Source organism: Flavobacterium sp. 38-13 (assembly GCF_001899155.1).
Lineage (GTDB): Bacteria > Bacteroidota > Bacteroidia > Flavobacteriales > Flavobacteriaceae > Flavobacterium > Flavobacterium lindanitolerans.
On record NZ_MKVG01000018.1, the window covers coordinates 1 to 17,049 of the forward strand.

The window sequence follows — 17,049 nt, forward strand, 5'->3', positions numbered from 1 at the left end:
CTGACTACTTTGGCTTTCAATATCTGTGTCCAGTCTTTCCCAAAACCTGCAAATGACAGTTGTGCCACAGCCATAGAACTTACACCAAATAATACCTGCGTAAACGTTTCCGGTACATTAAGGGGAGCCTTATTGGATGGAGCAGTTCCTCCCTGTGCTAACACCAGTAGCCAGGACGTATGGTATAAATTTACCGCTACAGGTCAGACGATGACTGTTACGGTGTCAAGAGCAACAACAAATTCAACGATGTATTTCGCCATGGAAATTTATGAAGAAAGCTGTACCGGAAATAGGCTTCAGTGTCTTCCATCGGGCACGAATTTTATAACTTTTACGAATAACAATCTTGTTATAGGCAGAACCTATTATGTTCGCGTATTAAATCCTAATACAGCTATAACTACGCTTCCTTTTACTATCTGTTTGGTAGGGCCGCCTCCGGTAGCTTGTACGCCAACAGTAACAATTGATGCATCACAGACTTCGATTTGCCAGGGAACAAGCGTTACTTTTACGGCAACACCTGTTAATGGAGGAACAACGCCTTCTTACCAATGGAAAGTCAATGGCAATAACGTTGGTACAAATAGCCCAACTTATACAACTACTACACTTGCAAACGGAAGTACTGTTTCTTGTGTAATGATAAGTAATGCGGCCTGTGCTTCACCAACTAACGTTACGAGCAATACAATTACCATGAATGTTACTGCTCCAACTGTTCCTGCATTTACGCAGATTGCACCGGTTTGTTCCGGTAATACATTCACACTGCCAACAGTTTCCAATAACGGAATTGGAGGTGTGTGGAGTCCGGCAATAAACAATACAGCAACCACAACGTATACTTTTACACCTACAACGGGTCAATGTGTTACGACAGCGACGATGACAGTTGTTGTTAATTTGGTAAATACTGCAACAACATTACAGGGAAGTACGATAACGGCATCTGCAACGGGAGCTACCTATCAGTGGATTAATTGTGCGAACAATCAACCTATAAACGGAGCAACCAATGCTTCTTACACGGCAAGTGGAAATGGTTCGTATGCGGTAATTGTGACTCAAAACGGATGCTCCGCAACTTCAAATTGTGTTCAGATAACGAATTTAGGTGTGGACACATTCATAAAAGACGGATTGAAAATTTATCCGAATCCGGTAACAGACCGTCTGTTTATCCAATTGAATGAAGCAACAGATGTTACAATTGCTGATATGACAGGAAAAACAATACAAAAGGAGACTTTAAAGTCTGGAAACAATAGTATTGACGTAAGCTCACTGGCTTCAGGAATGTATTTTATGCGTTCCGAATCCGGAGCAACTGCAAAGTTTGTGAAGAAATAAATGATTTACAATTAGTTTAAAAAAGTCCCTTTTCGAAAGATTAGGGACTTTTAGTTTTTAGGATTATTGCAATTAATTGTTAAACTGAAAACCTGTTGCCATAGGGTTGTCACTGGTGTAGTTTTATTTTGCGTAATACTAATCAAAAAACAACAGCCAAAATGGAAAAGTTAGATTTAACAAAGAAGTATAAAACCTATTTTGCTTCTAAAACCAAACCTGAAATTGTTGAGATAGAACCGGCTCAATTTATCTCATTAACCGGCAAGGGCGACCCTTCCGAAAAAAGTTTTTCAGAAAAGATACAGGCGCTTTATACAACTGCCTATATCATCAAATTTATGTTCAAACAGCAGGGCAAGGATTTTACGGTTTCAAAACTGGAAGGACTGTGGTGGTATGACGAAAGAAAATTTGCAGGGATTACTATGGATGAAGCGCCAAAAGCAATTGCCAGGAGCGAATGGGAATATCGCTTGCTAATCCGGATGCCGGAATATGTGTCAGAAAATGATGTTGACCAGGCAATTCAGGCGGCTTTCGCAAAAAAGAAATTGGAACTTGTAAAAGAAATCAAGTTTTTTCGGATGAATGAGGGAAAATCTGTCCAGATGTTGCATGTTGGGCCATTTTTGAAGGAAATTGAAACACTACAGGAAATGAGAAAAGTTATAGAAGAAAATGGATTTCAAAAAAATGGACTGCATCATGAAATATACCTGTCAGATTTCAATAAGACCGAACAGAGCAAACTCAAAACTATTTTAAGGGAACCGGTAAAATAAAATGCAAAACACCAAAAGTCATCGAAATGGCTTTTGGTGTTTTTGCTATTAATACCTGTATTAAAGCCAGGAATTGAATTTTTTAATGAACCAGTTTTTTACTAATTGCGTAAGCAGGCAATAGCACGTCAGTATGCCTATAAGCCATGGAAAATAGCTTAATGGCAGAGGCTGCATTTTTAATGCTGCTGCAAAAGGTGAAAAAGGAATAAGGATCCCTATAACCATAATCAGAGAAGTTAAGGCTACTACCGGAGTTGCCGCCCAGCTTTGTATAAAAGGAACCTTTCTTGTACGTATCATGTGTATGATAAGTGTTTGTGAAAGCAGGCCTTCTACAAACCAGCCGCTTTGGAAAAGGGTCTGATGTTCCGGAGTATTGGCCTTAAAAACGAAAAACATAACGGCAAACGTGGCAAAATCGAAGATGGAGCTTATCGGGCCAATGAAAAGCATAAATCTGGATACGCTACCGGCATCCCATTTTTTGGGTTTCCGGATAAATTCTTCATCCATTTTATCCCACGGAATCGAAATTTGTGAAATATCATAAAGCAGGTTTTGAACCAGCAGGTGTACGGGTAACATAGGCAGGAATGGTAAGAACATACTTGCTCCCAACATACTGAACATATTACCAAAATTACTACTGGCCGTCATCTTGATGTATTTAATGATATTTCCAAAGGTTCGCCTTCCATAGATTACACCTTTGCGCAATACCATCAAATCTTTTTCGAGCAAAATAATATCGGCACTTTCTTTCGTAATGTCCACGGCTGTATCTACACTGATACCCACATCTGATTCTTTTAACGCTGCGGCATCATTAATACCATCACCCATAAAACCAACTGTATGTCCTTTGCCCCGTAAGGCTTTTACGACTCTTACTTTTTGCAAAGGATTTAGTTTGGCGAATACAGAAACCGTATCAATTTGCTGTAATAGTTCATCATCAGTCATTTTTTCCAAATCAATACCGTTGACGACGTGTTGGACAGGAATGCCCACATCATTGCAAATCTTTTTTGCCACTATTTCATTGTCGCCCGTAAGTACTTTTATGCCTACACCTAATTTCTGCAGGGCTTCAATTGCAGGTTTTGCAGATGGTTTTGCCGGGTCGAGGAAGCCAATAAAACCTGTTAAGGTAAGCTGGTCCTCATCCTGAACGGAATAGGTGAGAGGATGAGAACTGTCAAATTCACGAATAGCAACCAGCAAAACCCGCAATCCTTCTTCATTCATTTTTTTAGAAGTGTTCAATACGGTTTTTCGCATCATATCGTCCATAGGCACGACAGAGTCGTTTTCTATGTGAAGGCTGCGGTCATCTCCGGGGTCAAAAGCATTCGTGCATAGCTCCAGCATTTCTTCAACGGCTCCTTTGGTAATAAGAAGGTGTTTGCCATTGTGCGTTTTCAATACGACAGACATTCGTCTGCGTTGAAAATCGAAAGGAATTTCGTCAACTTTAATATATTGTTCTTCTACCTTCAGATAGTCATGCAAATCGGCGTGCTCCAATACGGCTTCATCCATCAGGTTTTTAAGGCCTGTTTGATGATAGCTGTTGAGATAGGCCCATTTCAGGACTTCATCGTCTTCTATTCCGTAAACATTCAGGTGTTTTTCCAGTACGATTTTATCCAATGTCAGGGTTCCGGTTTTGTCTGTACAAAGAATATCCATAGCTCCAATGTTTTGGATGGAGTTCAGACGTTTTACAATTACCTTATGTCTGCTCATGGTTACAGCGCCTTTTGCAAGGTTGGCTGTCACTATCATAGGCAGCATTTCAGGTGTGAGGCCTACCGCTATGGCAATAGCAAAAAGCAAAGCTTCTGCCCAATCATTTTTCAGTAATCCGTTGATTAAAAAAATAAGCGGAACCATCACGAGCATAAAGCGGATAAGTAAGAAACTGACCTTGTTAATCCCTTTGTCAAAGCTGGTTTCGGGACGTTCTCCCACAATAGACCTGCTAATGCTTCCAAAAAAAGTATAGCTGCCGGTGGCAACAACAATTGCTGTAGCAGAACCGCTTACTACATTTGTACCCATAAAACAGACATTATTGAGATCTGTAGGCTGCTTTTTTTCTGCATTCCGTATAGGGAAATGACTTTTTTCAACAGGCAGTGCCTCGCCTGTAAGCATACTTTCGCTTACAAAAAGGTCTTTGCTCTGTATGATGCGGCAGTCGGCAGGAATCATATCACCGGCAGACAGGTATACAATATCACCGGGAACCAATTCACTGATAGGGATTTCTTTTTTACCTCTAAACTTTCTGAATACGGTAGCAGTGGTCTTTACCATACTCTTTAGTTTTTCGGCTGCTGAATTGCTTCGGTATTCCTGTACGAAACGTAAAAGAGCACTTACCAGAATCATAACGGAAACTACGATGACGGTTTTGAAATCGCGGTCTTCTACAGACGGCAACCAAACATCAATAACAAAGGAAACAACAGCAATGACCAGTAGTATGTAAATAAAAGGATTGGCAAATGCTTTCAATAGCTGCATAAGCCGCTTTGGTGCTTTCTGGTGCTGTAATTCATTGATTCCGAATTTCAGTCTGCGTTCCTCTGCAGTAGTATCTGTTATTCCTTTTTCACTGGTTTCCAGCATGGCATAAACAAACTTGTCGTCCTGGCTGGATGCATTTTGCAGTTTAGTGACGGTTCCCATATTCATTCCGTTTGAATTGATTACGGAATGAAGCGGGTTTTTTATCTTCTTTTTTAAACTTGTCATCATTGGGCTTTTTATTTGTTTGATGAATAAGTATTGTGGTATTGCTAAATATTAAAGTAAAAAAGTTGGGAGAAGGATATCTCTGCATGGCTGAAACTATTGCTATAGGTCTGATTCAGTTCCCGTAATCTCCCAACTTACTTTAATTACTTTTTCCTCGATAGTGAGACGGCTTGCCGTTTTTTCTATCAGGTTGTCCTGGGGTGTAGCAGATTTAATCTCTGCGGTTATTGTTACCTGGTTTATATCCTCTGTGTCATTACTGGTTAATGATTTTAATAATAGTTTGTCCTCGTTTCCGAGCATCTGCATCAGCAATACGCGAATCTGATTTTCTACTTCGGTTTTGCATTTAATAGTGAACAGATAGTCCGTTTGTATATTGTTTGATTTTATGAATGTGAGCAAGCTCAACTTTTGTCCAAGCGGGCGGAGAAGCATGTGCGTAAGCATAATCGCAGCCGTAACAATCCCTGCCTGTGCAAATAATCCCAAACCACAAAGCGAACCTACAGCTGCAGAACACCAAATAGTGGCGGCAGTGTTTAAACCTTGTACGCTCAGACCGTCTTTCATGATTACACCTGCGCCCAGAAAACCAATACCGGTTACAATTTGCGCCGCAATACGGCTTGGGTCACCCGCCACATCTGTCAGCGAAACCGAAAGCAGGATAAAGGCAGCAGAACCTAATGACACCAAAGTATTGGTGCGAAGTCCTGCGCTTTTTTGACGCCACTGTCGTTCAATGCCGATGGAGGCGCCAAATACAAGCGCAAATAACAGGCGTATAGAAAAACTTAAAAGGGTCATTGGCGTATATTTACTTATCTGCAAGCAAAAAATCAATTCCTCAAACGAAGTCGGGTACAAAAAGAAGTGCCACGGCTATTCCGGTTTAAGATGAAAATCATTGTGTTTTTTGCTGACACAAAAATCTTCATTCTCAATGGAAAGAGCCGTTAGAGAATCAATAGAAAAAAATTAGAATTTTATTAGAAAGGCTAAATGTGGGCCAGTACAATCGTAAAGACAGTTCCGGGATTTTCAGATTTTACGCTGATAGTGCCTTTATGAAGTGTTATGATTTTTTGTGTAAGCGAAAGGCCAATGCCGTTTCCGTCGGCATATTTTTTATTTTCGCCTCTATAAAAAGGAGTAAAGATATTCTCAATGTCTTTTTTCGAAATACCAATGCCTTTGTCTGCGAATCGTAACAGGATTTTTCCATCACCATATGAAAAAGAAACGGTACTCTGTTTGTCATTTGAAAATTTGCAGCCGTTTTCAAACAGGTTGGCAAAAGCTACTTTTAGAAGATATTCATTGCCGTTAACAGATATCTGGTCGTCATTCTCAAAATCACTTTCAAAGTGGATGTCAATTCTGTAATCAGGATTTGCCTGTTGTACCTGTAATCGGGCATCCAATAATATTTCGTCTATACGGACAGGCTTAAAAGCAATTTCGGATGGGTCGTAGCTCGCTTTTGCCAAATCCAACAGGCTGTTGGAAAGGCGTACCAGTTTTTGGGCGTCAGACAGCGCATTGGTTATGGCATCTTTGTATTCATTGATAGTACGGTCTTTATGGGTAGATAATTCCAATTCGGCAATAATGGCCGCAAGAGGCGTTCTTAATTCATGGGAAATATTGGAAACAAAATGTTTTTGTGCCTCGAAAGAATTTTCCAGGCGGTCGAGCATTTCGTTGAATGTGTTGGCCAGTTCTGAAAGTTCGTCTTTGCTTCCGTTGCTCACTAGGCGCAAGTCAAGATTGGTGGCAGAAATGTTTGCTGCCTTTTCGGTCATTTCCTTTACAGGACCAAATGCTTTTTTTGAAAAGAAACGCCCGGCAATGTAGATAAACAGGACAGAAATGATAAAAACAATAACGATAGTCTTAAACAGATTATTAAGTTTGACATAACCATTTTGGTCATAAGCTGTGGCGGTAACTATATAATAGCTATTCTGAAATTCATACCGAAGCCCGATAACCTGCCAATCCTGCTGATAAAAGCTGATTTCTCCTTTTTGGTTAATCTCGTTTATCATCTGTTTGGTTTCCTTTACATAATCGATATCAACAGCATCATGATAAAGCAAATCAAAGGATGGGTCATAAATAGCAACTTCTACTTCATTTAATATCTTTCGGTTGCTATGGTAGATTTCCTGCAAGGTTTGTTTGTCAACTCGGGCATTTAAAAAAAGATTGGCTTTGGTAATGGCTTCTTTTTTTAATAAGGAATAAAACTCCTTTTCCCTGTTTTCTTTGGCGGTAAAATAGATAACCGCAGCGAAGACCAGTAAAATTGTCGCAGTAATTAGGGTGAATAGTAAAGTGAGCCGTGTCCTGATTTTCATTATTCTGCCTTCAAAATAAATCCCATTCCTGATTTGGTGTGTATGAGTTTCTTTTCAAAATCCCGGTCGATTTTTTTTCTCAGATAATTGATGTAGACATCAATAAAATTGGTGCCGGTATCAAAATGGGTATCCCATACTTTTTCGGCAATTTCAATACGAGATAATACCCGTTCCGGATTGTGCATCAGATATTCTAAAAGTTTAAATTCTTTTGGTGTAAGGCTAATTTCCTGTCCGTCCCGTTTCACGATTTTGGTGTGTAGGTTCATTTCAAGGTCAGCAAAACGTATAATAAAACCGACACTGTTTGCGGTTTTGGTATTGCGTTTTAGCAAAGCCCGGACACGTACCAACAGTTCGCGCATTTCAAAAGGTTTGACCAGATAATCGTCTGCTCCGGCATCAAATCCTTCTACCTTGTCGTCTGTCGTGCCAAGTGCCGTCAACATGATGATGGGAATGTCGGGTTTGGTTTCCCGTATTTGCCTGCATACATCAATTCCATCCATTTTTGGCAAAATAATATCTGTAATAATCAGCTTGTAGTTGTTTTGTAACGCTAACTTCTTTCCGGAAAGGCCGTCATAGGCTAAAGTAACAGTAAAACCCTGTTCTTCAAGTCCTCTCTGTATGAGTTCGGCTACCCTTTGGTCGTCTTCTATTACTAAAATTGCCATTTTTGTCTTTTTGGAGTGGATTATACAAAGCTACGAAATAAGCTGTATTATAAAGAAGTAATGTAAAAAGTGGGTCAGTTACAGTTAAAAATGTTTTAAGACTTATCGAAGATTTACCTTGTTGATTTATGGGCTATCGAGGATAGAAATTAGGTGTTTTTTGTTGAGAGTAGAATTTTTCTTAACAAAATCAATATCGGTTTCTACAGAGATTATATGAATTTGACCCTGATAAAGAATGCCGCTTGTATTGCTAAAAATAGCCTTTCCATTGTTAGAATCAACTTTTACAAAATCGCCCTTTTTTAGATTACTTGAAACAGTAATGTAAATTTCTGCTGCCGAATCTTTAATAGTATATGGTAATATATGTTTGGTGTTAATGATCGGATTAAATTCCTTGCAATTTGTTTCCTTGATTTTAATTGTGATAATCCCGAAATCATGGTTTTTTGAAACCTGTAAGCCAGTAATGGTGCCTGAAAATTTAATTTCATTGAATATTAAATTATAAATCTTTTTTTCTTTTTCCCGATTTTTGTGCTGAATAATTGAATTTACTATCAATAAAATAATAATAATTGGGATGCTGTATTTATATTTCATGATATTTGTTTTTAGTTTTCTATTTCGAGAAAAATTAAAGTCTAAAATTATTAAAATTTAGAAATGAAATCTTTTAACTCATGAAATTCAATCCGATTGAAATACAAAGAATAGATTCGACAGGGAATTTTAAACTGGATAAATATTATATCCTGTCTTATTTATATTCCGACGGATGGACTGAAAGGAGTTTAAGCGCAAATTTTTATATTGACATATATTGCAATTCCAAAATCGAATTTAATTTTTCCAAATGGAATACTGTCAAAGAATTTTTAGAAAAATTTGAATTTCAAATCGAAATCGAAACACCAATTGAAATAAAAACTTTGATACTTGAAACTTGTTAATCAAGAAGAATTGCAATTAAATTATAATTACAGTGATTTTTTCCTTGAGGACTCAAATAAAGAGCATTTTGTTCTCAATCATGGTAATCAGTCTCACAATGTTGGAATTGGAATATTACTTAATAAGCCTACTCCAAAAATAAATCTGAAGAAATCTTTTTCAATTTGTATGCTGAGTTTAAAGATTGAAAAGAAACATTATATAGTGATTTATTAAACAGTGAGTTATTATGAATAAGTTGTTGTAGATTAAAAAGGGATATGGTATTTTTCTAATATTTCTTTTGCAATTACATCAACCTCTTCTTCTTTTTCTTGTTTTGATGCATTTAAGTAAACCCTTTTTACTTCGAGTAAAATTTTTTGGCTAGGAGTAATCTCAGAATGTAATATGAGGCCATGAAGAATCCAATATTTCCATATTTCATCATTACTTTTCAAAATCGATATCAATTCCTCTTGAATTTCATTAATATAAGGAGAGAAATAATCGGCTATTAACGGAGCTTGAGGCCAATTCATATCCTGCATCCACTCTAATAATTGTGGAATTATATCTCTTATTTCAGAAATAGATTTCAGCTTTAAATTATTGATGAAATTTAAGTCTTCTTTGTTGTTTGGTACTAAGTTTTGGGTGTCCTTATCCATTATATTTTGTCATTATCTTGTAAAATCCAATCACTGCCCAATTTAAATTCGAGTAAATGTAAAATTGATGATAGTCTTTTCAAATCATAAGAAAGAGAGACATTTTCTTTATCCAATAATCTTCTAAGGTCATTCCAATCGTCTGACAATTGTCCGAGCATTAACTCAGGTTTCTCTTTAGGATTGTATAGTTGTTTGGACTGAATATCCCAGTAATAATCTTCACTGTCAATTAACATATCATCATTACAATTTAATTCTATCTCTTTCGAAAGTCTTTCAATAATCCTGATTAATTCGTGTTTTTTAATTATCATTTTATTGTTGAAGATTAATTTTTATGAAAATAAAAAAGGACAAACCAATAAAAATATCGATTTGTCCTATCAGGTGGAGAAGATGGGATTCGAACCCACTACCTCTTGGCTGCCAGCCAAGCGCTCTAGCCAAGTGAGCTACATCCCCAAAGCATGTGGCAAATTAAGGGAATTAATTTTCAAAAAGCAAATACCTTCCGATGAATTTATTTTGCAAAAGCGTAACTTTACCTGCAAATATTTTTTTATGACCACACAAAGATTAAACGGGTCACTATATACCGTTATCGAAAATAAAATAGCAACCGTTGAATTCGGACATCCCGCAAGTAATTCCTTCCCAAGTGAATTATTACAAAGACTGACGGACGAATTAAACAATTTGAGCAGCAATCCGGACGTAAATCTGATTATTCTAAAAAGCGAAGGCGATGGGGCGTTTTGTGCCGGAGCTTCTTTTGATGAGCTTTTGGCTGTATCGAACCTTATGGAAGGAACCAGCTTCTTTTCGGGTTTTGCAAACGTAATCAATGCTATGCGTAAATGCTCCAAACTGATTGTTGGACGCATTCATGGCAAAGCCGTTGGGGGTGGTGTAGGACTGGCTGCGGCATGCGATTATGCTTTTGCAACAGTAGACAGCGCTATTAAACTATCAGAACTGGCTATCGGAATCGGGCCTTTTGTGATTGAACCGGCCGTTTCAAGAAAAATAGGTAAGGGCGCTTTAGGCGAAATGACTTTGGCAGCACACGAATGGAAAAATGCCTATTGGGCTCAGGAAAAAGGGCTGTACGCCAAAGTTTTTGAAACAAAAGAAGATTTGGATAAAGAGTTGGAAATTTTTACTTCAAAACTAGCATCCTATAATCCGGAAGCCTTGTCTGAAATGAAAAAAGTACTGTGGGAAGGAACCGAAAATTGGGATACGCTTTTGTATGAAAGAGCTTCAATTTCAGGGAAGTTGGTTTTGTCAGATTTTAGCAGAAATGCCCTGAACCAATTCAAAAAGTAACTAAATTTGCAGAAATAAAAAAGAATGAGCAAAATCAGAATTACCAAGCAATTTAGTTTCGAAACAGGACATGCATTGTATGGCTATGACGGAAAATGTAAAAATGTACACGGGCATAGCTATAAATTGTCGGTAACTGTAATAGGAACGCCGATTTCAGATACTAGCAACGTGAAATTTGGAATGGTGATTGATTTTTCGGATCTGAAAAAAATAGTCCGCGAAGAAGTTGTAGATGTTTTTGACCATGCAACCGTTTTTAATAAAAATACGCCCCATGTTGAATTGGCAGAGGAACTAAAGAACAGGGGGCATCATGTGATTTTAGTCGGTTATCAGCCAACAAGCGAAAACATGGTGATTGATTTCGCTGAAAAAATCAAAAGCAGACTGCCGGAGAACATAGCCCTACATTCTTTGAGACTACAGGAAACAGAAACATCCTATGCAGAATGGTTTCAAAGCGACAACTAGGCTTTGGGACAATCGCCGTAAAAATTTCTTCGTAAACGTATGAATTTGAATAAACTAAACAAATATGATAAGGCCTACCTTCGCATAGCAAAAGAATGGAGCCGGTTGTCGTATTGCAAAAGAAAACAGGTTGGCGCAATTATTGTGAAAGACAGGATGATTATCTCTGACGGTTATAACGGAACGCCATCCGGATTTGAAAATTCCTGCGAAGGAGCTGATGGGTTAACGTTGTGGTATGTGCTTCATGCAGAGGCCAACGCCATATTGAAAGTAGCCGGTTCAACGCAATCTTGTGAAGGAGCCACTTTGTATATTACATTGTCGCCCTGTAAAGAATGCAGCAAGCTGATTCATCAGTCGGGAATAAAACGGGTTGTATATCAGGAAGGCTATAAGGATGATTCCGGTATACAATTTTTAAAAGATGCCGGCGTTGAGGTAGTTCATATTTCTGAAACCGAAATGAATGAAAAACAATAAAATATATCTACCACTTGTTATTTTTGCTGCCCTGGCAATAGGAGTAGTCTTGGGAGGAATGCTTAATTTTCCAACCCAGGGTGTTGCTTTCTCCAAAACCAGCCCCAAAAACAAGCTCAACAAACTTCTCGATTTTATTGACAGGGAATATGTAGACAATGTCAATACAGACTCTATTGTCGATCTGACTGTTACCGGAATATTGGATAAATTGGATCCACACTCCGTCTATATTGCCAAGAATGAATTTGAGCAGGTTTCACAAAGCATGAAAGGTGATTTTGTAGGTATTGGTGTTAATTTTTACATGTATAATGATACGGTAGCGGTCATAAAACCGGTTGAAGGCGGACCTTCAGAAAAAGCAGGTATCAAATCAGGTGACCGAATTCTTTTCGCAGACAATTACAAGCTTTTTGGTCGTAAGATTACCAATGACACCCTTTTTTCCAAACTAAAAGGAAGTGTAGGTTCTGATGTGGAGCTTACCATCTACAGAAAAAATGAAAATAAAAAGCTAAAAGTCAAGGTAAGACGTGATGTGATTCCTATCAAAAGTGTAGACATTGCCGTGATGGTCAATCCAGGCGTTGGCTATATAAAAATAAACCGTTTCGCAGAAACTACCTATGACGAATTTGAAACAGGACTTCTTAGTCTTAAAAAACAAGGAGCAAAAACGCTTATAATTGATGTGCGTGACAATGGCGGAGGTTATCTGGACAAGGCAATTGAAATAGCTGACGATTTTCTCAAAGATAACGTACTTATTGTCTTTACCAAAAACAAAAAAGGCAGAGTAGACAAAACCTATGCTACCAATGATGGGAGTTTTGAAACCGGCAAAGTATATATACTGATTAACGAAAACAGTGCTTCGGCCAGTGAAATTTTAGCTGGAGCTATTCAGGATAATGACCGCGGACTCATAGTAGGAAGGCGCTCTTTCGGAAAAGGACTGGTACAACGTGAAATGCCTTTGGGTGATGGATCGGCTGTAAGATTAACCGTAGCGCGTTATTATACGCCAACAGGACGTTCCATCCAGAAATCTTATGAAAAAGGGAGTGAAGAATACTTTAAGGAATTTGAAAAACGTTTTGAGTCTGGCGAATTATACAAGTCGGACAGTATAAAAGTAGCCGATACGCTAAAATTCAGGACGCCAAAAGGACGCATTGTATATGGTGGCGGAGGAATCGTTCCGGATATTTTTGTGCCTCTGGAAGTAGAACACGGCGAAGAAAGCATTGCCTACATGATGCAATCCGGACTCGTAGGCTATTTTGCTTTTGAAGAGTTGGATAAAAACCGTAATGATTTTAAAAACCTGACCTTCCAGCAGTTTTTGACAAAAATGCAACAGACAGATAGCTATTTCAATACTTTCCAAAAATATTTAATCAAAAACGGAGTGCTTCTCGACCTGAAGCATACCAAAAATCTGGTTAAGCGCTATTTGGCTGCTGAATTTGCCAGACAATTATACGGAGACGACAAATACTATGAAATTGTATTAAAAGAAGATGCCATGATTAAGGCCGTTCTGGAAAACAAACAAGAAATAAAATAAAAAAAGCATCCTTTTCGGGATGCTTTTTTTATTTTATGTAAAACTTCTTTTCGTACAAAAAGACAAAACCTTAGCGCCTCAGCACCTCGGTAACTTAGCGACTACTTCAAGAATTATTTTCTAATACTATCGTGTACTTGAGAATGCGTACCATTATTCCATAAAGTCAAAATGTCCGTAGCCACAGAAGCGCCGCTTCCGGCTGCGATTGACAATTGGCTTCTCAAGCCTGCCAATGTTCCGGCCACGTAAATTCCGTCGGCAACGAAATGGTCTTCGTTTTTTAACTGGATTCTGTTTTTTTCTGCAATCGCTTTTTTGTGAGGAATTACATATTCCATCAATCCTTCGATGGCGAAAGTGTTCGTAGCGTTGATCGCCACTACAATGATTTTGGTTTGATAAGAACCTTTATTGGTTACAACCGTAAAGTTAGGGTAGGCTCCTTCAATTTTCATGACCTTTTCGTTTTCAATTTGCTGAACATGTGGGTAAAGAGAAGCAAGCTGTTCTTTGCTTTCCTCCAACAGTTCCGAGCCTAATTTTCCCGCAGGAATTCCATAGGCATTATTAAAAACGGCATCCTGAAGATTTGAAGCTTTCTGGTGTGTAAAAATTCCAATTTTCTTGTCGGCAGCAAAAGCTTTGTTTTGAGCAGACCCTAAAACAAGGGCACAGGACATTCCTGAAACGCCTCCGCCAATAATTAAAACGTCAAACATGGTCTTATTTGTCTTTTGTTTTTTCTTCGATCATTTTTGACATTCTGAAAATCAGAAGAATGAAAATGGCGCAGAATGAAGCGGCAATTCCTATCAATCCAACAACACTGTCTCCTTCGAATAAGTGGTCGAAGTCTAAAATAGTAATGTTGAAAATGATTAATGCTAACGCAAGGAAGATTAATATGTAAGTAAAAATTTTCATTATAAGAAGGGGTTCTCTGATTATGAATGGTGAAATTAATAAAATCTATGTTAGATAAAAAGCCCTTTAACATTGGCGCCAAATAATTTAACAGCAATGGCCAGCAGAATAACGCCAAATATCTTTCGGATGACACTTAGTCCGTTCTCTCCAAGCAGCTTTTCTATCTTGGATGACGACTTCAGGACGGCAAAAACTACAATGATATTGATGATTATGGCGAATATGATGTTGATTTTTTCGTACTCTGCTCTCAAAGACAGAATCGTGGTCATGGTTCCGGCACCTGCAATCAATGGAAAAGCAATTGGAACAATAGAAGCTGTACTTGGGTTGTCTTCTTTATAAAGACGGATTCCTAAAATCATTTCCAAAGCAAGGAAAAACAAGACAAAAGAACCGGCAACAGCAAACGAACTGGCGTTGATGCCGATTAACTTTAGGATTTCTTCGCCCACAAAAAGAAAAGCAATCATAATGACACAGGCAACAATAGAAGCTTTTTCAGACTGGATGTGTCCTACCTTTGAGCGTAAATCGACAATAATAGGTATACTACCAACGATGTCGATAACGGCAAACAAAACCATACTGGCCGTAAAAATTTCTCTCCAATCGAATCCCATAACGATGCTTTTTTGAAGCTGCAAAATTATTTCATTAAAAATGAAAAATCATTAATGATTCGTTAATTTTTTAATGATTTTTTTCAAATTAAGTTATTGAAAATAAGCTAATTGTTTCTGTAAAGCCGGAAATTCAAAAATTAACACGCTATTTCACATTTGAAAACTATCTTTGCAGCATGTTTCAACTAGGAAAAACAATTGTCTCAGAAGACATTTTAGAAAAAGAATTTGTTTGCAACCTTTCAGCTTGTAAAGGGGCTTGTTGTGTAGATGGTGATGCGGGTGCTCCTTTAAATGAAGAAGAGACAAAAATCCTGGAAGCAATTTACCCAAAAGTAAAGCCGTTTCTTCGTAAAGAAGGAATTGATGCTATTGAAGCGCAGGGCACCTGGATAAAAGGAACAGATGGCGATTTGGAAACGCCACTGATTGACAATAAGGATTGCGCTTATGTAATTTTTGACGGTAAAACTGCACTTTGCGGTATCGAACAAGCCTATAATCAAGGTATTGTAGATTGGAAAAAACCGGTGTCTTGTCATTTGTATCCAATACGTATTAAAGATTTTACGGAATTTGCAGCAGTAAACTATGACAGATGGGAGATTTGTGACGACGCCTGTTCCTTAGGTAAAGAACTTGAAGTGCCGGTGTATAAATTTGTAAAAGAAGCGCTCATTCGTCGTTTTGGAGAAGACTGGTATGCCGAACTTGAAAAGGTGGCTCAGGAACTTAAAAATCAATAAACTTTTTATTTCAAAATTTTAATTTTCTTCGACTCTAAATTCCTTTGTTTTATGGGAGTTAGCGTTGTTTTTTAATTTGTAAATAACTGATTTTCAGTTTTTTAAATAAATCTAAAAAAGTAAGAATTAATTTACCTCTTGTTAAAAACTATGTCCAATTGTGGATAAGTTTGGCTTTCATTTACGAATACAAATGACAATCTTTGTAGTGTCAAGAAATCAAAGAATAAATTCCGATAACACAATAAAAGTCAAGATAGTATGGCAGCGATAGAACCAATTTTACAAGAGAACAAAGACCGTTTCGTGATTTTCCCTATAAAACACCATGATATTTGGGAGTGGTATAAGAAAATGGAAGCAAGTTTTTGGACTGCCGAAGAAATTGATTTGCACCAGGATTTATCAGACTGGAACAATAAGCTGAATAATGATGAGAAATATTTTATCAAACATATTTTAGCTTTTTTTGCTGCATCAGACGGTATTGTGAATGAAAACCTGGCAGAGAATTTTGTAAACGAAGTTCAGTATCCGGAAGCTAAATTTTTCTACGGATTCCAAATCATGATGGAGAATATCCACAGCGAAACCTATTCTCTTCTGATTGATACGTATGTAAAAGATGAAGCAGAAAAAGACCAGCTTTTCCACGCTTTGGAAGTATTTCCGGCAATTAAGAAAAAAGCAGACTGGGCTTTAAAATGGATTGAATCAGATTCATTTGCTGAAAGACTGATTGCTTTTGCAGCCGTAGAAGGAATCTTTTTCTCAGGAGCATTTTGTTCTATCTATTGGTTGAAAAAACGTGGATTGATGCCGGGTCTTACTTTTTCAAATGAATTGATTTCACGTGATGAAGGCGTACATTGTGATTTTGCAGTGCATTTGCACAACCACCACCTCGTTAACAAAGTTTCAAAAGCCAGAATTACAGAAATCCTGGTACAGGCTCTTGATATTGAAAGAGAATTTATAACAGAATCTCTTCCGGTGAGCTTAATTGGAATGAACGCAAACTTAATGACACAATACTTAGAATTTGTAACCGACAGATTATTAGTAGAATTAGGATGTGCAAGAGTGTATAACTCTGCGAATCCGTTTGATTTTATGGATATGATCTCTTTACAGGGTAAAACAAATTTCTTCGAAAAAAGAGTTTCAGAATATCAGAAAGCTGGAGTTTTAAACAGCGGAACAGGAAACGACAGCGAATCGCAAAAAATTAGTTTCGACGCCGATTTCTAGATTTTTTTAGAAGCCAGACACCCCTTTTGTCTTTTAAACCATTTCCTGATAATACAGAATTGTTTTTCTTT

Annotated in this window: 18 protein-coding genes and 1 tRNA gene; 8 read left to right on the plus strand and 11 right to left on the minus strand. The window is 37.7% G+C overall.

Going from position 1 to position 17,049, the window contains the following annotated elements; genetic code table 11:
* Together BGO88_RS12395 and BGO88_RS12400 are read left to right on the plus strand one after the other, a co-directional pair.
* A partial coding sequence (locus BGO88_RS12395) for a T9SS type A sorting domain-containing protein (RefSeq protein WP_286707076.1) occupies window positions 1–1,356 on the plus strand: 1,356 nt, incomplete at its 5' end.
* 161 nt (window positions 1,357–1,517) lie between these two features.
* On the plus strand, window positions 1,518–2,141 hold the full coding sequence (locus BGO88_RS12400) for a GyrI-like domain-containing protein (protein WP_286707077.1): 624 nt from the start codon (window positions 1,518–1,520) through the stop codon (window positions 2,139–2,141).
* 60 nt (window positions 2,142–2,201) lie between these two features.
* Here the strand turns inward: BGO88_RS12400 and mgtA are convergent, their stop codons facing one another.
* From mgtA to BGO88_RS12440, 8 genes are all read right to left on the minus strand, one after another.
* The gene (mgtA, locus tag BGO88_RS12405; protein WP_286707078.1) at window positions 2,202–4,910 is read right to left on the minus strand and encodes a magnesium-translocating P-type ATPase; all 2,709 of its coding nucleotides are present in this window, start codon (window positions 4,908–4,910) and stop codon (window positions 2,202–2,204) included.
* Between the two features lie 99 nt (window positions 4,911–5,009).
* Complete coding sequence (locus tag BGO88_RS12410; protein WP_273236563.1) at window positions 5,010–5,720, minus strand: MgtC/SapB family protein; 711 nt, start codon at window positions 5,718–5,720, stop codon at window positions 5,010–5,012.
* A 191-nt stretch (window positions 5,721–5,911) separates the two neighbouring features.
* Window positions 5,912–7,276 carry a sensor histidine kinase gene (locus BGO88_RS12415; RefSeq protein ID WP_286707079.1) on the minus strand — a complete coding sequence of 455 codons (1,365 nt, stop codon included), beginning with the start codon at window positions 7,274–7,276 and terminating at the stop codon, window positions 5,912–5,914.
* Window positions 7,276–7,956: a response regulator transcription factor gene (locus BGO88_RS12420; protein ID WP_286707080.1), complete on the minus strand. Its 681-nt coding sequence runs from the start codon at window positions 7,954–7,956 to the stop codon at window positions 7,276–7,278. Before BGO88_RS12420 ends, BGO88_RS12415 begins: the two co-directional genes overlap by 1 nt.
* 126 nt (window positions 7,957–8,082) lie before the next feature.
* On the minus strand, window positions 8,083–8,562 hold the full coding sequence (locus tag BGO88_RS12425) for a hypothetical protein (protein ID WP_286707081.1): 480 nt from the start codon (window positions 8,560–8,562) through the stop codon (window positions 8,083–8,085).
* Between the two features lie 599 nt (window positions 8,563–9,161).
* On the minus strand, window positions 9,162–9,563 hold the full coding sequence (locus BGO88_RS12430; RefSeq protein WP_286707082.1) for a DUF5071 domain-containing protein: 402 nt from the start codon (window positions 9,561–9,563) through the stop codon (window positions 9,162–9,164).
* A complete protein-coding gene (locus BGO88_RS12435) occupies window positions 9,563–9,880 on the minus strand; it encodes a hypothetical protein (protein WP_286707083.1) in 318 nt (105 codons plus the stop codon). The genes BGO88_RS12430 and BGO88_RS12435 overlap by 1 nt, the downstream gene beginning before the upstream one ends.
* 74 nt (window positions 9,881–9,954) lie before the next feature.
* A tRNA-Ala gene (locus BGO88_RS12440) sits at window positions 9,955–10,028 on the minus strand.
* A gap of 99 nt (window positions 10,029–10,127) precedes the next feature.
* On the opposite strand from BGO88_RS12440, the gene BGO88_RS12445 reads away from it, so the two are divergent.
* Genes BGO88_RS12445 through BGO88_RS12460 form a run of 4 tightly spaced genes read left to right on the plus strand, consistent with a single transcriptional unit; the run spans window position 10,128 to window position 13,425 of the window.
* Window positions 10,128–10,895, plus strand: a complete 768-nt coding sequence (locus tag BGO88_RS12445) for an enoyl-CoA hydratase/isomerase family protein (protein ID WP_101471191.1) — start codon at window positions 10,128–10,130, stop codon at window positions 10,893–10,895.
* Window positions 10,896–10,919: 24 nt separating this feature from the next.
* Window positions 10,920–11,369 (plus strand): 6-pyruvoyl trahydropterin synthase family protein, encoded by a 450-nt coding sequence (locus BGO88_RS12450; RefSeq protein ID WP_277016738.1) that lies wholly within the window; start codon window positions 10,920–10,922, stop codon window positions 11,367–11,369.
* A gap of 39 nt (window positions 11,370–11,408) precedes the next feature.
* The gene (locus tag BGO88_RS12455) at window positions 11,409–11,852 is read left to right on the plus strand and encodes a deoxycytidylate deaminase (protein ID WP_056067869.1); all 444 of its coding nucleotides are present in this window, start codon (window positions 11,409–11,411) and stop codon (window positions 11,850–11,852) included.
* Window positions 11,839–13,425: a S41 family peptidase gene (locus BGO88_RS12460; RefSeq protein WP_286707084.1), complete on the plus strand. Its 1,587-nt coding sequence runs from the start codon at window positions 11,839–11,841 to the stop codon at window positions 13,423–13,425. Before BGO88_RS12455 ends, BGO88_RS12460 begins: the two co-directional genes overlap by 14 nt.
* A gap of 113 nt (window positions 13,426–13,538) precedes the next feature.
* Here the strand turns inward: BGO88_RS12460 and BGO88_RS12465 are convergent, their stop codons facing one another.
* The 3 genes from BGO88_RS12465 to BGO88_RS12475 are packed head-to-tail and all read right to left on the minus strand — an operon-like array spanning window position 13,539 to window position 14,978.
* A complete protein-coding gene (locus tag BGO88_RS12465) occupies window positions 13,539–14,147 on the minus strand; it encodes an FAD-dependent oxidoreductase (protein WP_101471194.1) in 609 nt (202 codons plus the stop codon).
* Between the two features lie 4 nt (window positions 14,148–14,151).
* Window positions 14,152–14,352: a hypothetical protein gene (locus BGO88_RS12470; RefSeq protein ID WP_056067874.1), complete on the minus strand. Its 201-nt coding sequence runs from the start codon at window positions 14,350–14,352 to the stop codon at window positions 14,152–14,154.
* 50 nt (window positions 14,353–14,402) lie between these two features.
* Window positions 14,403–14,978 carry a MarC family protein gene (locus BGO88_RS12475; protein ID WP_286707085.1) on the minus strand — a complete coding sequence of 192 codons (576 nt, stop codon included), beginning with the start codon at window positions 14,976–14,978 and terminating at the stop codon, window positions 14,403–14,405.
* Window positions 14,979–15,157: 179 nt separating this feature from the next.
* Between BGO88_RS12475 and BGO88_RS12480 the strand changes: the two genes are divergently transcribed.
* Together BGO88_RS12480 and BGO88_RS12485 are read left to right on the plus strand one after the other, a co-directional pair.
* On the plus strand, window positions 15,158–15,727 hold the full coding sequence (locus BGO88_RS12480; protein ID WP_056067878.1) for a DUF3109 family protein: 570 nt from the start codon (window positions 15,158–15,160) through the stop codon (window positions 15,725–15,727).
* A gap of 261 nt (window positions 15,728–15,988) precedes the next feature.
* Window positions 15,989–16,978, plus strand: a complete 990-nt coding sequence (locus BGO88_RS12485; protein ID WP_056067880.1) for a ribonucleotide-diphosphate reductase subunit beta — start codon at window positions 15,989–15,991, stop codon at window positions 16,976–16,978.
* Window positions 16,979–17,049: the final 71 nt, after the last annotated feature.

Excerpts from the sequence above, each read along its gene's own strand:
- BGO88_RS12400 (WP_286707077.1), top strand. The coding sequence starts at position 1,518 with ATGGAAAAGTTAGATTTAACAAAGAAGTATAAAACCTATTTTGCTTCT.
- mgtA (WP_286707078.1), bottom strand. The coding sequence starts at position 4,910 with ATGATGACAAGTTTAAAAAAGAAGATAAAAAACCCGCTTCATTCCGTA.
- BGO88_RS12410 (WP_273236563.1), bottom strand. The coding sequence starts at position 5,720 with ATGACCCTTTTAAGTTTTTCTATACGCCTGTTATTTGCGCTTGTATTT.
- BGO88_RS12415 (WP_286707079.1), bottom strand. The coding sequence starts at position 7,276 with ATGAAAATCAGGACACGGCTCACTTTACTATTCACCCTAATTACTGCG.
- BGO88_RS12420 (WP_286707080.1), bottom strand. The coding sequence starts at position 7,956 with ATGGCAATTTTAGTAATAGAAGACGACCAAAGGGTAGCCGAACTCATA.
- BGO88_RS12425 (WP_286707081.1), bottom strand. The coding sequence starts at position 8,562 with ATGAAATATAAATACAGCATCCCAATTATTATTATTTTATTGATAGTA.
- BGO88_RS12430 (WP_286707082.1), bottom strand. The coding sequence starts at position 9,563 with ATGGATAAGGACACCCAAAACTTAGTACCAAACAACAAAGAAGACTTA.
- BGO88_RS12435 (WP_286707083.1), bottom strand. The coding sequence starts at position 9,880 with ATGATAATTAAAAAACACGAATTAATCAGGATTATTGAAAGACTTTCG.
- BGO88_RS12445 (WP_101471191.1), top strand. The coding sequence starts at position 10,128 with ATGACCACACAAAGATTAAACGGGTCACTATATACCGTTATCGAAAAT.
- BGO88_RS12450 (WP_277016738.1), top strand. The coding sequence starts at position 10,920 with ATGAGCAAAATCAGAATTACCAAGCAATTTAGTTTCGAAACAGGACAT.
- BGO88_RS12455 (WP_056067869.1), top strand. The coding sequence starts at position 11,409 with ATGAATTTGAATAAACTAAACAAATATGATAAGGCCTACCTTCGCATA.
- BGO88_RS12460 (WP_286707084.1), top strand. The coding sequence starts at position 11,839 with ATGAAAAACAATAAAATATATCTACCACTTGTTATTTTTGCTGCCCTG.
- BGO88_RS12465 (WP_101471194.1), bottom strand. The coding sequence starts at position 14,147 with ATGTTTGACGTTTTAATTATTGGCGGAGGCGTTTCAGGAATGTCCTGT.
- BGO88_RS12470 (WP_056067874.1), bottom strand. The coding sequence starts at position 14,352 with ATGAAAATTTTTACTTACATATTAATCTTCCTTGCGTTAGCATTAATC.
- BGO88_RS12475 (WP_286707085.1), bottom strand. The coding sequence starts at position 14,978 with ATGGGATTCGATTGGAGAGAAATTTTTACGGCCAGTATGGTTTTGTTT.
- BGO88_RS12480 (WP_056067878.1), top strand. The coding sequence starts at position 15,158 with ATGTTTCAACTAGGAAAAACAATTGTCTCAGAAGACATTTTAGAAAAA.
- BGO88_RS12485 (WP_056067880.1), top strand. The coding sequence starts at position 15,989 with ATGGCAGCGATAGAACCAATTTTACAAGAGAACAAAGACCGTTTCGTG.